This is a genomic window from Streptomyces glomeratus, assembly GCF_021462825.1.
GTDB lineage: Bacteria > Actinomycetota > Actinomycetes > Streptomycetales > Streptomycetaceae > Streptomyces > Streptomyces glomeratus.
The window spans coordinates 113199-128221 of record NZ_JAKEEB010000013.1 but is presented as its reverse complement, the minus strand read 5'-3'; the positions used below and the strand labels follow the sequence as shown (position 1 = coordinate 128221).

Annotated in this window: 11 protein-coding genes; 4 read left to right on the top strand and 7 right to left on the bottom strand. The window is 68.9% G+C overall.

Annotated features, from left to right (window positions below):
• Positions 1-172 precede the first annotated feature (172 nt).
• The 3 genes from LZ604_RS18015 (at position 173) to LZ604_RS18005 (ending at position 3293) form a co-directional block, all read left to right on the top strand.
• On the top strand, positions 173-1246 hold the full coding sequence (locus LZ604_RS18015; protein WP_308283605.1) for a ParA family protein: 1074 nt from the start codon (positions 173-175) through the stop codon (positions 1244-1246).
• On the top strand, positions 1243-2346 hold the full coding sequence (locus LZ604_RS18010) for a ParB/RepB/Spo0J family partition protein (RefSeq protein ID WP_234516297.1): 1104 nt from the start codon (positions 1243-1245) through the stop codon (positions 2344-2346). Before LZ604_RS18015 ends, LZ604_RS18010 begins: the two co-directional genes overlap by 4 nt.
• A 329-nt stretch (positions 2347-2675) precedes the next feature.
• On the top strand, positions 2676-3293 hold the full coding sequence (locus tag LZ604_RS18005; protein ID WP_234516295.1) for a GNAT family N-acetyltransferase: 618 nt from the start codon (positions 2676-2678) through the stop codon (positions 3291-3293).
• Between the two features lie 98 nt (positions 3294-3391).
• Here LZ604_RS18005 and trxA read toward each other — a convergent pair whose 3' ends face one another.
• From trxA to LZ604_RS17970, 7 genes are all read right to left on the bottom strand, one after another.
• Positions 3392-3724 carry a thioredoxin gene (trxA, locus tag LZ604_RS18000; protein ID WP_234516294.1) on the bottom strand — a complete coding sequence of 111 codons (333 nt, stop codon included), beginning with the start codon at positions 3722-3724 and terminating at the stop codon, positions 3392-3394.
• A 42-nt stretch (positions 3725-3766) separates the two neighbouring features.
• Positions 3767-4738, bottom strand: coding sequence for a thioredoxin-disulfide reductase (gene trxB, locus LZ604_RS17995; RefSeq protein ID WP_234516292.1), 972 nt, complete (start codon positions 4736-4738; stop codon positions 3767-3769).
• A gap of 185 nt (positions 4739-4923) precedes the next feature.
• Positions 4924-5853, bottom strand: coding sequence for an anti-sigma factor family protein (locus LZ604_RS17990; protein WP_234516289.1), 930 nt, complete (start codon positions 5851-5853; stop codon positions 4924-4926).
• Positions 5850-6563, bottom strand: coding sequence for an RNA polymerase sigma factor SigM (gene sigM / locus LZ604_RS17985; RefSeq protein WP_234516288.1), 714 nt, complete (start codon positions 6561-6563; stop codon positions 5850-5852). The genes LZ604_RS17990 and sigM overlap by 4 nt, the downstream gene beginning before the upstream one ends.
• A 26-nt stretch (positions 6564-6589) precedes the next feature.
• Positions 6590-8308, bottom strand: coding sequence for a protein kinase family protein (locus tag LZ604_RS17980; protein WP_234516286.1), 1719 nt, complete (start codon positions 8306-8308; stop codon positions 6590-6592).
• 118 nt (positions 8309-8426) lie between these two features.
• Positions 8427-10739, bottom strand: a complete 2313-nt coding sequence (murJ, locus tag LZ604_RS17975) for a murein biosynthesis integral membrane protein MurJ (RefSeq protein ID WP_234516284.1) — start codon at positions 10737-10739, stop codon at positions 8427-8429.
• Between the two features lie 46 nt (positions 10740-10785).
• Entirely contained in the window at positions 10786-13212 is a 2427-nt protein-coding gene (locus LZ604_RS17970; RefSeq protein WP_234516282.1) for a DUF6049 family protein, read from the bottom strand.
• 243 nt (positions 13213-13455) lie between these two features.
• Here LZ604_RS17970 and LZ604_RS17965 point away from each other — a divergent pair, with 243 nt between their 5' ends.
• Positions 13456-14925, top strand: coding sequence for a CCA tRNA nucleotidyltransferase (locus LZ604_RS17965; protein ID WP_234516281.1), 1470 nt, complete (start codon positions 13456-13458; stop codon positions 14923-14925).
• The last annotated feature ends 98 nt before the right edge of the window (positions 14926-15023 follow it).

Here is a 15023-nt window from a genome sequence, read left to right as displayed (position 1 = left end):
CATCATCAGTCGGGGCCGGGCTGCGGCCGAACCCCGCGACCGTAAACCGCTGGGAACCCTTGGAGGGCTGTCCACCTCGGGAGCTCCGTCCCCCGGGCAGGGCACGAAGTTGTCCACAGAGGTGGATTTCTCCACAGAAGACCAGACCTCACTGGTTCACAACCCCGAAGGCATGGGAGGCTCTGTTCATCGCGAGCCTGAAGTCGAGGAGAGTGAATCCTTGCGGTCCGACGCCAACATCGCGGGACCGATGACCGATCCGGTCCCCGGTCCCCGTACCGAGTCGATGGGGGACGATGTTTCACGTGAAACACCGCCCCCGATGGACGACACTCCCATCGGTCGTGCTGCCCAACTGGCGGTGGAGGCACTGGGTCGCGCCGGCGAGGGCCTGCCGCGACCGGAGCAGACCAGGGTCATGGTGGTCGCCAACCAGAAGGGCGGAGTGGGCAAGACCACGACGACGGTCAACCTCGCTGCGTCGCTTGCGCTGCACGGTGGCCGAGTCCTGGTGATCGACCTCGACCCTCAGGGCAATGCGTCCACGGCGCTGGGGATCGACCATCACGCCGAAGTGCCTTCCATCTATGACGTCTTGGTCGAGAGCAAGCCCCTCGCTGAGGTGGTCCAGCCCGTTCCCGATGTCGAGGGTCTCTTCTGCGCCCCTGCAACCATCGATCTCGCCGGTGCGGAGATCGAGCTGGTGTCTCTCGTCGCGCGGGAGAGTCGACTGCAGCGGGCGATCCAGGCCTATGAGCAGCCGCTGGACTACATCCTCATCGACTGCCCGCCATCGCTCGGCCTGCTGACGGTCAACGCGTTGGTCGCCGGGCAGGAGGTCCTCATCCCGATCCAGTGCGAGTACTACGCACTGGAGGGCCTGGGCCAGTTGCTGCGCAACGTCGACCTGGTGCGGGGCCACCTCAACCCGGACCTGCATGTGTCGACCATTCTCCTCACCATGTACGACGGCCGGACACGCCTTGCGTCCCAGGTCGCGGAAGAGGTCCGTAGCCACTTCGGCGACGAGGTGCTGAGGACGAGCATTCCCCGCTCGGTCCGCATCTCGGAGGCCCCGAGTTACGGGCAGACGGTGCTGACCTACGATCCAGGGTCGAGTGGTGCTCTCTCGTATCTTGAGGCGGCACGGGAAATCGCGCTGAAGGGTGTCGGCGTCAGCTATGACGCGGAGCACGCTCATATCGGCGCTCAGACGGAACAGAGCATGGTGGAGGGGATCCAGTGAGCGAGCGACGGAGGGGGTTGGGCCGTGGTCTCGGCGCGCTGATCCCTGCTGCCCCGACAGGGGAGAAGGCGGCGCCCCCGGCTGCGGCGGTCGGTGGTCCGTCCGTCTCGCCGGGCGCGATGCCCATACTGACCACGGACCGAGGAGTGGCGGCCGCGAAAGTGGCCACGCTTCCGTCTGTTTCACAGGAAACCGAGGAGCTGTCGGCGACCGGCGCCGGGGAGACGTCCTCGCCTCCGCTGGGTGCCCACTTCGCCGAGCTGCCCCTCGACGCGATCACCCCGAACCCGCGGCAGCCGCGTGAGGTGTTCGACGAGGACGCGCTCGCCGAACTCGTCACTTCCATCAAGGAAGTGGGACTGCTCCAGCCCATCGTGGTGCGGCAGCTGGGTGCGTCGCGCTACGAGCTCATCATGGGTGAGCGGCGCTGGCGGGCTTGCCGTGAGGCCGGCCTCGACGCCATTCCGGCGATCGTGCGGGCCACGGACGACGAGAAGCTCCTCCTGGACGCCCTCCTGGAGAACCTGCACCGGGCCCAGCTGAATCCGCTGGAGGAGGCTGCCGCCTACGACCAGCTCCTCAAGGACTTCAACTGCACCCACGACCAGCTGGCGGACCGCATCGGCCGGTCGCGCCCGCAGGTGTCCAACACCCTCAGGTTGCTGAAGCTGTCGCCCGCGGTGCAGCGCCGGGTCGCTGCCGGGGTGCTGTCCGCGGGGCACGCCCGAGCCCTGCTGTCCGTGGAGGACTCGGAGGAACAGGACCGGCTGGCTCACCGCATCGTGGCCGAGGGGCTGTCCGTGCGAGCCGTCGAGGAGATCGTCACCCTCATGGGATCCCGGCCGCAGAGCGCACCGCGCTCCAAGGGGCCGCGCGCGGGCGCTCGTCTCTCCCCCGCGCTCAGCGAGCTGGCGACCCGGCTCTCCGATCGCTTCGAGACCCGGGTAAAGGTCGACCTCGGCCAGAAGAAGGGCAAGATCACCGTCGAGTTCGCTTCGATGGAGGATCTCGAACGGATCCTGAGCTCGCTCGCGCCGGGTGAGGGACCGGTCCTTCAAAGGAGCCTGGCGGACGACGACTCCGAGGAGTTCGAGGTCTGAGCCCGCCGCCGAGACCGCGGGAGCCGATCGACCGTCGTAGAGAAAGCGGGCTGTGTCCGGTGTGTACCGGAACACGGCCCGCTCTTTGCTTTCAGGCAGTATCGAGGGAATCGCATCATGGATACGATGCGAAGGGTTATGGCGCATCCACCTGGCGGTACCTTCATTGGGGAGGCGGGGGCCATGCGAACCATGGGCCGTACCGGACTGATGACCGCGGGCTTGAGCCTGGGAGCGGTCGGTGGGTTCGTCGGCAGCCTGCTCAGGGAGTGGAGTGCTCTGACAGCCGCCCGCGGCGCTGCGGGCGAAGGAAGCGAGGAACTGCCTTCATGGGGCGTCGGCTCGTACCGCTCACGCTGGACAACCTCCCGGACCTTCCCAAGCGCTGTCGCGCGTGTGTCTTCTGGGAGCTGGACCCCGTCAGCGGTGAGGCAGCGGTAAAGACCGGAACCTCCGCACTCGAGAAGGAGGCGTGGATCTCCGCCGTTCTCCTGGACTGGGGTTCCTGCGGCCGGGTGGTCTACGTGGACGACGTGCCGGTGGGCTTCGTGCTGTATGCGCCGCCCGCCTACGTTCCGCGTTCCACGGCGTTCCCCACGAGTCCGGTCTCGCCGGATGCTGTCCAGTTGATGACCGCCTTCATCATGCCCGGATACCAGGGCCAGGGGCTCGGTCGTGTGATGGTCCAGACGGTCGCCAAGGACCTGCTGCGTCGAGGCTTCAAAGCGGTCGAAGCCTTCGGTGATGCCCGCTGGAAGGAACCGGCGTGTCTCCTTCCCGCCGATCACCTTCTCGCCGTGGGCTTCAAGACGGTACGCCCCCACCCGACGTATCCCCGGCTGCGGCTGGAGCTGCGCTCGACGCTCTCCTGGAAGGAGGACGTCGAGTTGGCGCTCGACCGTCTTCTGGGAGCGGTGCAGAAGGAGCCGGCGCTGCGGCCGCTGTGACCGGCGCGCATTCATGCGAATGGGCCAGCCCGTACGGGCTGGCCCATTCGTGTTTCACGTGAAACATCGCCGCTTCGGCTCAGCGGCGTCACCGCTCACTACTCGGCGATGAAGTCCTCGAGGTCGCGAACGATCGCGGCCTTCGGCTTGGCACCGACGATGGTCTTGGCAACCTCGCCGCCCTGGTAGACGTTCAGGGTCGGGATCGACATGACACCGTACTTGGCCGCGGTGGCCGGGTTCTCGTCGATGTTGAGCTTGACGACCTCGAGCTTGTCGCCGTACTCGGCGGCGATCGCCTCGAGCGACGGCGCGATCTGGCGGCAGGGACCGCACCAGGCGGCCCAGAAGTCCACCAGGACGGGCTTGTCGCTCTTGAGTACGTCCTGCTCGAAGGAGTCGTCGGTCACGTTCTTCAGGGTGCCGGCCACAGTGGGCTCCTTAAATCAGTGGTGCAGTGGGGCGAAAGGGGGTCAGACGGAGGTCTTCTCGGGCTCGGCCTGCTGCTCGCTGTCCGCGAGGGCGGCGAGGAAGCGCTCGGCGTCAAGGGCGGCGGAGCAGCCGGTACCGGCCGCGGTGATTGCCTGGCGGTAGGTGTGGTCGACGACGTCGCCAGCGCCGAAGACACCCGTCAGGTTGGTCCGGGTGGAGGGGGCGTTCACCTTGAGGTACCCCTCCTCGTCGAGGTCCAGCTGGCCCTTGAAGAGTTCGGTTCGCGGGTCGTGTCCGATCGCGATGAACAGACCGGTCACCGGCAGCTCCGTGAGCTCCGCGGTCTTCAGATTGCGCAGCGTCAGGCCCTCCAGCTTCGGGTCGCCCTTGATCTCGGCAACCTCGCTGTCCCAGACGAACTTGATCTTCGGGTCGGCGAAGGCGCGGTCCTGCATCGCCTTGGAAGCGCGCAGGGTGTCACGGCGGTGGACGATCGTGACCGACCTGGCGAAGCGCGAGAGGAAGGTGGCCTCCTCCATCGCGGTGTCGCCACCGCCGATCACGGCGATGTCCTGGTCCTTGAAGAAGAAGCCGTCACAGGTGGCGCACCAGGAGACACCGCGTCCGGAGAGGGCGTCCTCGTTCGGCAGGCCCAGCTTGCGGTGCTGGGAGCCGGTGGCGACGATGACGGCCTTAGCCTGGTGGACCGCGCCGGCGGTGTCCGTGACCGTCTTGATCTCACCGGAGAGGTCGACGGAGACGACGTCGTCCGGCATCAGTTCGGCACCGAAGCGCTCGGCCTGCGCGCGCATGTTGTCCATGAGCTCAGGGCCCATGATGCCGTCCTGGAAGCCGGGGAAGTTCTCCACCTCGGTGGTGTTCATCAGCGCACCGCCCGCGGTGACGGCGCCCTCGAACACCAGCGGCTTCAGGGAGGCGCGCGCGGTGTAGAGCGCCGCCGTGTAGCCGGCGGGCCCGGAGCCGATGATGATCACGTTACGGACGTCGCTCACGGCTTGATTCCTCGTCTCTGGAGACTGCTGCTGCTACTGCCGGTGGGAGCTTCTCTCAGTACTCTCACCCCACCCAACGGATCCTAAGGGGCCCGCATTCCCGGTGTGCCCGGGCACACGCAGCACCGGGCACCACACACATATGTCCGGCGGCGCCTGGGCAGGAGCCGTCCGCTGCGCGAGCGTCAGGAGCGTTCGTATGAACGGGTCAGCAGCACCTTGCCAGGCGCGGCCGACGCCTTCTTCGCACAGGCGGCATCGACGAGGTAGGCCGTGACCTTGGTGGTGTCGGAGGCGTCGGGGGTGACGACGAGATAGACAGCGATTCCCCGGTACACGCCCTTGTCGGCGGCGAGCACGGCCTGGTGGGTGCGGATGGCCTGCTCGATGCAGCTCGGCACGTTGGCGGTGGTGTCCTGGAAGGTCCTGTTGGGCCGCATGCCCGGGGACCCCGACGTGTTGTCTTCGGACTCGACGCCCCACGGCTTGCCGCTGCCGGCGCGCCCCCCGCCCGTCTTCTGTCCGCCCAGCAGGTCGGTCACCTGCTTCTGCAGGGTGCCTCCGGCGTAGGTGTGGGCCGCGTCGGTGTGCTGCTCTGCGACCGTATTCCGGGTCTTGTCCGTGTCGTCGCTCAGGATGTGCATCAACAGGGCGCCCAGGCCGAGGGCTGCGGTCGTGAAAGCGGCTCCCAGCACGACGGCCCTGCGGCCGCCGCGGCGTGTGCGCTGGGTACGACCGGGTCCCGTGGCTCCGCGACCGTGACCGGAAGGACGGCCGGCCGGGGAAGCGGACGATGTTTCACGTGAAACACGCGTGGCTGCCGACTCCACGGAGGGAGCCTCCGCGGTGGCGGGCGCCGTCGCGTCCAGCAGGGCCTCCGCGGCAAGCGCGGCGTCGATGCGGCCCGCCACATCGTCCGGCATGCGTTCCGGTGCCGGCAAAGTGCCCAGGAGACCGCGGATCTCCGCGAGGGAGTCATAGACGTCGGCACAGAGAGCGCAGTCGTCCAGATGCCGTCGCACGTCCGCGGTACGAGTCGGCGGGAGGAGACCTTCGCTGAGGCCGGAGAGCTCCTCGACTTCCGGGTGCCCGGCCGTGCCGGTCGTGGATGTCACGCTCGCCCACCTCCGCCCTTCACAGCAGCTGAATCGCTCGACCCTGTGTCACGTGGTCCCGCTGCGGGTGGGACGGACGCTCCCCCCGTCCGGTTCCGCCCGTCGTTCGACTTCTTGCCGTCCCGGCCGCTGCCCTCCGTGCGCAGATGGGTGAGCAGCGGCAGCAGTCTGGCTCTACCGCGGGCACAGCGGCTCTTCACCGTGCCGGTCGGCACATCGAGGATGCGGGCGGCCTCCGCCACCGGGTAGCCCTGCATGTCTACCAGAACCAGGGCGGCCCGCTGGTCGGCCGGAAGAGTGCCCAGGGCTTCCAGCAGCTCGCGATGGAGATCGTTGCGCTCGGCCGGGGCGGATGCCGACTCGTGCGGCTCCAGGAGCTGCTCCAGCCGTTCCGTGTCGTCGACGGGCGAGGTCTTCCTGGACGCCGCCTTGCGGGCGCGGTCGAGGCAGGCGTTCACCGTGATCCGGTGGAGCCAGGTCGTGACGGCCGAGTGCCCGCGGAAGGTGTGGGCGGCCCGGTAGGCGGAGACGAGGGCGTCCTGGACGGCGTCCGCGGCCTCCTCGCGGTCCCCCAGCGTCCGCAGGGCCACCGCCCAGAGCCGGTCACGGTGGCGCCGCACCAGCTCACCGAAGGCGTCGCCGTCGCCCTTCACATGCCGGGCGAGGAGGTCCTGATCGCTTGCATCGCCGTATGCGGCCTCGTCCGCCACCGGACCCCCTCCCCCTCGGCGTCTGTTCAGCCCGTGAACTTCACATCGGTGATGGCCTGCTTGTAACCGGCGCGGGTGTACGTGCTGGCATCGGGGCCCGAGTACGGCATGGCGGTGAGCCACACGAGCACGTACTGCGCCTTCACCGGCTTGGTGACCTTCACCGTCGCGGTGGTACCGCTCGTCGTGATGGTGCCGATCTTGGTCATCGAGGTCAACGACGACGGCGTCAGGGAGTCGGCCGCGTACACATCGACCGTCGTGTGATCGCCGCCGTACCGGAGCCCGATGGACGCCGTGGTGACCTTCTGGGCCGAGCCGAGGTCGTAGACGATGCCCACGCCCGGCTTGTACGGCGCGAGGGCAGGGCCGTCTATGAACGTGCTGGTCTTCCAGACGGTCGAGCTGTCGCCGTCATAGGTCTTGTCGACGTCGTTGGGGTGCTGAGCATCGCCCTTCGCCACGAACTCCCTGGCGCCCCGGACCTTGATCTGCGCGCCGGTGTTCTTCTCGCCGCCGCCGTTCTCGTCGTTCCCGCCGGGCGTCTGCGTCTGGTGGGTGTCGTTGGACTTGTGGTCCATCAGCGCCTCGGCCAGCTGCCAGCTCCCCAGTCCCAACGCGGCGATCAGCAGCGCGGACACGACCCACTTGAGGGCCTTGCCGGTGCGGCTCTGCAACGGGGGCGGGGGCGTCGGCACGGGCTGGGTGAGGCCCGGGGCGCCCGAGGGGCGGCCGTATGTGCCCTGCTGATAGGTGGTGCGCTGGTACTCGGGCGGCGCCGTGAACGCGGGCTCCGGGGGCCGGATGCGGGGCATCTCGCCGATCGCCTTCGCCAGTTCCTCGGGCGTGGTGCACGGGGACTCATGGCGAGAGGCGGTGGCGCCGTTGTTGGCCAGTGCCCGCATGGCCAGCTCGGACAGGCCGCGGTGGACGCCGGCGCGCACCTGGTCGGGGGCGATCAGGCCGACGCCCTTGGGCAGCCCGGACAGACCGTAGGCGTCGTCCTCGTACGGCCAGCGCTGGGTGAGGGCGGCGTACAGGAGGGCGCCGATGGCCTCGGTGTCGGTGCGCTGCGGGGTGTCTGACCCGATGCCGCGCAGGGCGGCGTTCACGGCGAGACCCCGGATGCGCCACTGACCGGAGGAGGTGCGCAGCACGGTGCCCGGGTTCAGGCGCAGATGGGAGAGCCCCTCGCGATGCGCGGCGGCCATCGCCTGGGAGACATGGGTGACCATCTGGTAGGCGTCATGGGCCTCCAGGGGCCCCGAGGCGAGCAGCGTGGTCAGTTCGGTGGCGTCGGGGAGCCACTCGTGCACGACATAGACGAGGTCGTTCTCCTCGACCGCGTCCAGGACCTGCACGAAGCGCGGGTCACCGAGCAGCGCGGAGGAGCGGGCCGCGGCCAGCACGGAACGGGCCCGCGCATGGTCCGCGGGCAGGATGTGCACACCGACTGCGCGGCGGAGCTTCTCGTCCACCGCACGCCAACTGCTGAAACCGTCCAGACGGGTGAGGCACTCCTCGAGACGGTACCGTCTGGCGAGTTTGTGGCCGCTGTGCAATTCGGGTGGTGAGGCCTTTCCGGGATGTCCGGTCACTCCGCCCCCCGGCGAGTCGTCGCCGTCCGTGTCCCGCTCCCGCTCCTGGGCCACCCCGTCGGACGTGGACTGGTCCGCCTTGGCGGTCAGCGGCTCGTCGCCGCTGTTGTCTGCCACGTCGACGGCAGCCGTGCTCCGTTCCGCCACCGTCGTTCCTGCCTCCCCATCCGTTGCGCGCTGTCCGACGCAGAAACCAATTGTGCCCACAGTCCGCCGCTATGCACGACACACGGCGACGCACGATGGTTGTGCGCGTACCCCCGCCTCAGCGCCCCAGGCGCCCGCGGACCATGCCGACCATTGAGTTGAGTTCCTCGATGCGCATCTTCCGTGCGGCGACGTAGAAGACACCGAGGAGCAGGGCACCACCGCCGATCAGGGCGGCGAGCGAGCCGCCGACGCCCTGGCCCAGCGTGTGGCCGATTGCGTAGCAGGCCGCCCCGCTGAGCACGGCGGCCGGTACCGAGGCGATCCCGAGCCGTGCGTACGTACGCAGGACCCGGGCGCCGTCCAGGTCGCCGCCCAGCCGCTTGCGCAGCCGTGCCCAGGCGACTCCGACGCCGATGGCGTACGCGAGTCCGTAGGAGGCCGCCATACCGATCACGGCCCAGCGGGCCGGGAGCAGAACGTAGCAGGCGGCCGAGGCGCCCGCGTTCACGGCGGCCACGATGACCGTGTTGTAGAACGGGGTGCGGGTGTCCTCGTAGGCGTAGAAGGCACGCAGCACCACGTACTGCACCGAGTAAGGGATCAGGCCCAGACCGAAGGCCATCAGCATGTACCCCATGTTGGTCGCGGAGCCGGTGCCCGAGGAGCCGAAGATCAGGGTGCACATGGGGATGCCGAGCGAGAGGAACCCGAAGGCGATCGGCACGATCGCGACGGCGGTCGTGCGCAGGCCCTGGGAGATGTCGTCCCTGACGGCGCCTCCGTCGCCTTCTGCGGCGGAGCGCGAGATGCGCGGCAGCAGGGCGGCCATCAGGGACACCGTGATGATGGCCTGGGGGAGGCCCCAGATCAGCTGGGCGTTGGCATAGGCAGCGAAGCCGGTGCCGGGGAAGTTCTTGCCGGCGTGCTCGCCCGCGGCGGTGGACAGCTGGCTGACGACCATGGCACCTGCCTGGTTCGCCAGGACGAAGAGCACGGTCCACTTGGCGAGCATGGCGGCCTTGCCCAGGCCGTGGCCCTTCCAGTCGAAGCGCAGGCGCAGCCGGAAACCGGTCTCGCGCAGATACGGGATCATGGCGAGGGCCTGGACGACGAGGCCGAGCAGCACACCGACGCCGAGGAGCCGCTGGCCCTCCGGCGGGATGTTGTCCACGGTCATTCCGGAGTGCGCGGCGCTGCCGTAGACCCAGAGGAACATGCCCAGCGTCACGATGATGACGATGTTGTTCAGGACCGGAGTCCACATCATCGCGCCGAACTTTCCGCGGGCGTTGAGGACCTGCCCCATCACCACGTGGATGCCCATGAAGAAGATCGAGGGCAGGAAGTACCGGGTGAAGGTGACAGCGACCTCATTGGCCTGCGGGTTGGTCGCGACCGAGTTCGACAGCACCCGGACCAGCAGCGGCGCCCCGAGCATCGCGAGTGCCGTCAGCAGGCCCAACGCCACCATCACAAGCGTGAGCAGCCGGTTCGCATACGCCTCGCCGCCGTCCTCGTCCTCCTTCATCGCGCGGACGAGCTGCGGCACGAAGACGGAGTTCAGGCCGCCGCCGACAGTGAGGATGTAGATCATCGTCGGCAGTTGGTAGGCGACCTGGAAGGTGTCACCGAGTACGCCGACGCCCAGGGCGGAGACGATCATCGCCGAGCGGATGAAGCCCGTGAGCCGGGAGACCATCGTGCCCGCCGCCATCACCGCGCTGGACTTGAGCAGGCCCGAGGCCCGCCCGCCCTTCTTGGCGGGTGCGGCGGGTGCAGCGGGTGCGGCGTCGGCCGGTGCGGCCGTGGGAGCGGATGCGGCGGCCGGACCAGGCGTGGGCTCGTACGCCGCGGCCGGGTACGAGGGGGCGTGGGCCGGTTCCTGGTAGCGGCCCACCGGGTCCTGGCCCGGAGCAGGAGCCGGTACGGACGTCGGCTGTGTGTACGGCTGACCGCCGCCCTGCTGCTGGTCCCGGAAGAGGTGGGCGAAGGCGTCCGGCTCATGGCGTTCCTCGCCGGCCTGGATGACCAGGTCGTCGACGCCGACGAACTGCGTCGTGCGGGGGTCGTCGCCATAGGGAAGGTGCTGCGTCGGTCCCTCGGGTTCCGGCGCGGGCGGCTGGGCCCACACGTGGGGGTCCGGGGCGTACTGCGGTGTCGGCGGCTGTCCGTAGAGCGGCTGCCGGGGCTGGTAGGTGCCCGGGGGCGGCGGGGGGTGCGCGGCGCGGTCGTAGAGGGCCTCGGTGACCGGATCCTGGGCGGAGAGGTCCTGTGCCTGGTAGGGGTCCTGCTGGTAGGCGTCCTGGAGATACATGTCCGCGGGGGGCTGCGGCGGAACCTGGCCGGGCTCGTGCGGCGGCGGGCCCCCGGGGTGGCCCGAGCTGCCCACGGCGCCCTGGCCGTGGTCACCGTCGTACGGCGCGTTCATGGTTACCCCACCTCATTGTCCCCGGGCCGACCGGCCACGACGTCGCTCAACGGTCCACTCTCTCACCCGTGCTGGACGGGTCGGCGCTTTCGGGTGCGGTGTCCGGTGCCGGGTCACTCGGCTGCTCCTGGTCGTCTGCCCCGGGCTCCGCGTCCGACGCCTGTTCGGGGTCCGCCGAGGAGCCATCGGTGTCTCCAGTGTCTACGGGGCCGTCCGTGGAGTCGTTCAGACCCCCCTCCTGCGAGGTGGTGTCCGGGTCGTTCCGCTCCTCCTCGGCCTCTTGCGCGGCCAGGCGCTTGCGCTGGGTGTACATGCGGAACCCGGCGAGGACGAGCAGCAGCACACCGCCCGCGATGACCAGCATCACCGTGGGCGTGATCTCGGTGACGTTTACGTCGAAGGTGACGGCGGGGCCGTACGCCTGGCCGTCCTCCGTGAAGAGCTGGGCGACCACGGTAGCTCGGCCGTTGGCGTTGGCCGTGGTGGTGAACTTCACGGACTGGCTGTGCCCGCCGGAGACGGTGATGGGCTGTTCCGCGTAGGGGCCGTTGCCGATCTTGAGACGCGTCGGCTGCTGGGAGGTGAGCCGCAGTACCAGGTGGTCGACCCCTTGCATGAGGTTGTTCTGCACCGTCACGGGGATCGTGGCGCTACGGCCCGAGAGCTTGGTCTCCGACTTCTGGATCAGCCGGACCTGGGCGGTGAGCCCGTCGAGGTAGGACTCCACACCCTGGCGGAACTCCGACGCGTCGGTGGAGCGCCCCCGCCACGAGGTGGACATGGCGCGGTCTATGGCTCGCCCGAAGGGCGTCACGACCCGTGCGGGGTCGGTGAGGATCACCTTGAAGTTGTCGAGCTTGTCCTGGGTGTCCTCGATCTTCTGGAACGCCGACTGGGGCAGCTGTTCCCGGCGCAGCGAGGAGGGGTAGCGGGAGATGGACGGCACCCGCGTCGTGGCCCGCCGGTCCGGTTTGGCGTCGGCGGCCGTAGACAGCCCGGCGGACAGCGACCAGGCGCCGGACTGGAGCTCGCGCAGCGCCTGTGCCATCGACTGTGCCTGGCTCGCGGACGGCATCCGCTGCGGGGCGACCACGATGCTGCGCTGCTTCTGCGGCTCCTCCAGGTTGATCATCAGGCTCTGGGCCAGGAACTTCTGCACCGCCAGTGTGGAGCTGCCGGCCGAGCTCATGTCGCCCCCGAACGCGGTCGACAGGCCGGCGTCCGCGACCACCGCCGTGGTGCCGCCGCCGATGGGGCGCGCCGAGGTCGGGGTGTACGGCAGGCCGCCCGTCTCCTGGAGGCTGTCGCTGCGGGCGATGATCTTGTCGGCACCGGCGGAGGTGGCGACCTTGACGATCGAGGGATCGATCGCGCCGTCCACGGGCCAGGCGAAGTCGGTCTCGGGTTTCACGTGGAGGATGGTCTCCACGGTGCTCCCGGCCACATCCGTGGCGTCCTTCAGGTGGCTCAGAGAGCCGGTGACGTTCTTGCCGTCGTGCGCGAGCGATGCGAGGTCAGGGTCCGCGAAGGGGAGAGCCACGACGTCCCTGTCCTGGACCGCCTGCTCGAGCTCGGCGAGCCACTGCTTGGCGGCCGCCTGGTTCTTGCCGGTCGTGACCGAGTCGCCGTCGCCCTTGACGCTGTAGCTGCCCGCCATGGCGTCCACGGAGGCGAGCAGGTCGGGATCGATCACCCAGGTGACATTCAGGTCCTTGCCCAGCGACAGCAGCTGGGAGAGGCGGCCGCCCGGAGCGATCTCCTTGGCCAGGTCGTCGTTCTGGAAGACGGGGGTCTGCTGCTGGTTGGGAAGGGTCTCCGCGCTCATGTGGACGGAGGAGATCAGAGGCCAGAGGTAGGTCGTCTTCGTCTTGGTGTCGGCGCCGTCCGGCTGCCAGGGAAGGAACGTCCGCTGGATGCCGAGGACCTGCTCGTAGGGCTGTGTGGAGGTCTGGCCGGAGAGCGAGACGCCGAGCGGGTAGACCCCGTCGGAGCCCAGATCCAGCTCCTTGACGGGCACGGACAGCGTGAAGTTCTGCGCGACCCCCGGGGCGAGTTTGGGGAACTTCTCGATGTACTTGCCGCCGATCTCGGTGCCGTCGAGACCCGGCGTGAAGCCGGTGCGGCGGGCGGCGCCGTCGATCGCTCCACGGCTGTTCAGCGACGGGCCGACCCGCAGGCCCACGTGTGCGTCCGTGATCGCCTGCTTGCCGTTGTTGGTGACCGTGCCGGAGACCGTGAGGGTGTCGCCGTCGGCCGGAGCGTTGGGACTGACCGAGTCGAGGGAGACGCTGACCGTGCGGGAGCCGCCCGCCGCCATGGGAGCGCTCTGCTCGGCGGCGTGCGCCGTCGGCCCGGCGGGCAGCTGCAGCAGGCCGGCCAGCAGGGGCGCACCCGCGAGCAGTGCTCCGGTGCGCCGGAGCCACCGGCGGGCAGGTGAGGGACTCATCCCCTGGAATTCTGCCGCCTCGGCCACGCGCTCGCCCGTCCCTCGTCGTCGTCAGTGCTCGTCGGAATGTGCGTCCAGGCATGGTAACGATGCGCGCGGAGGGGAAGTGCCGCGGTCCGCCTCCCAAGATCGGGGACCGGGGAGGGCTGTCCTATATAAACGTGTATCGAGCTGGGAATCCGTACCGGGCGCTTACGCATGAATACGGAAAGCTTGTGCCCGTTTAATGGAGGCGCCCGCCCATGCGCGGGCCACGTACCCTTTTCTGTTGTGCCGAACGCCAACGAAGACAACCCCAGTGCCCTGAGCCAGGTGCAGCACCGTGCGGTGAGTGAACTGCTGCGGGTGTCCCCTGTCGCCGACGACCTCGCCCGCCGTTTCCAGGAGGCGGGCTTCTCGCTCGCCCTGGTCGGCGGCTCGGTGCGGGATGCCCTCCTCGGCAGGCTCGGCAATGATCTGGACTTCACGACCGACGCCCGCCCCGAGGATGTGCTGAAGATCGTGCGCCCGTGGGCGGACGCCACATGGGACGTCGGTATCGCCTTCGGCACGGTCGGCGCCCAGAAGGAGGCCCGCGTCGGGGACGTTGTCCAGCGCTTTCAGATCGAGGTGACGACCTACCGGTCCGAGGCGTACGACCGGACCTCGCGCAAGCCCGAGGTGTCGTACGGCGACTCGATCGAGCAGGATCTGGTCCGCCGTGACTTCACGGTGAACGCCATGGCCGTCGCGCTGCCCGAGAAGGAGTTCATCGATCCGCACCAGGGGCTCGACCACCTCGCTGCCCGGGTGCTGCGCACACCGGGCACCCCTGAGGAGTCGTTCTCCGACGACCCGCTGCGGATGATGCGGGCCGCACGGTTCGCGGCTCAGCTGGACTTCGAGGTCGCTCCTGAGGTCGTCGCGGCGATGAAGGAGATGGCCGAGCGCATCGAGATCGTGTCCGCCGAGCGTGTACGGGATGAGCTGAACAAGCTGCTTCTGTCCGCTCAGCCGCGAAACGGACTGAGGCTGCTGGTCGAGACGGGGCTTGCGGACCACATCCTGCCCGAGCTTCCCGCGCTGCGGCTGGAGCGTGACGAGCACCACCGGCACAAGGATGTCTACGACCACACGCTGATCGTGCTGGAGCAGGCGATGGCGCTAGAGGACGAGGGCCCGGATCTGACCCTGCGGCTTGCCGCCCTGCTGCACGACATCGGCAAGCCGAGGACGCGTCGCTTCGAGAAGGACGGCCGTGTCTCCTTCCACCACCATGAGGTGGTGGGCGCCAAGATGACCAAGAAGCGAATGACGGCGCTCAAGTACCCCAACGAGCTGGTGAGGGATGTCTCCCGGCTGGTCGAGCTCCACCTGCGCTTCCATGGCTACGGCACCGGGGAGTGGACTGACTCCGCGGTGCGCCGCTACGTCCGTGACGCGGGCCCGCTCCTCGACCGCCTCCACAAGCTGACCCGGTCCGACTGCACCACCCGCAACAAGCGCAAGGCGATGGCGCTCTCCCGTGCGTATGACGGCCTGGAGGAGCGCATCGCCCAGCTCCAGGAGCAGGAAGAGCTGGACGCGATCCGACCCGACCTCGACGGCAACCAGATCATGGAAATCCTGGGCGTCCGCCCCGGCCCGGTCGTCGGCCAGGCGTACAAGTTCCTGATGGAGCTTCGTCTGGAGAACGGGCCGATGGAGCACGATGCCGCAGTGGCGGCGCTCAAGGAGTGGTGGGCCGAGCAAGGCTCCTGAGGCGGGGAGCCGGTGCATGTTTCACGTGAAACATGCACCCAGGACGCACGGAGGGGCGATGTTTCACGTGAAACATCGCCCCTCCCAGTCTGTGCAGA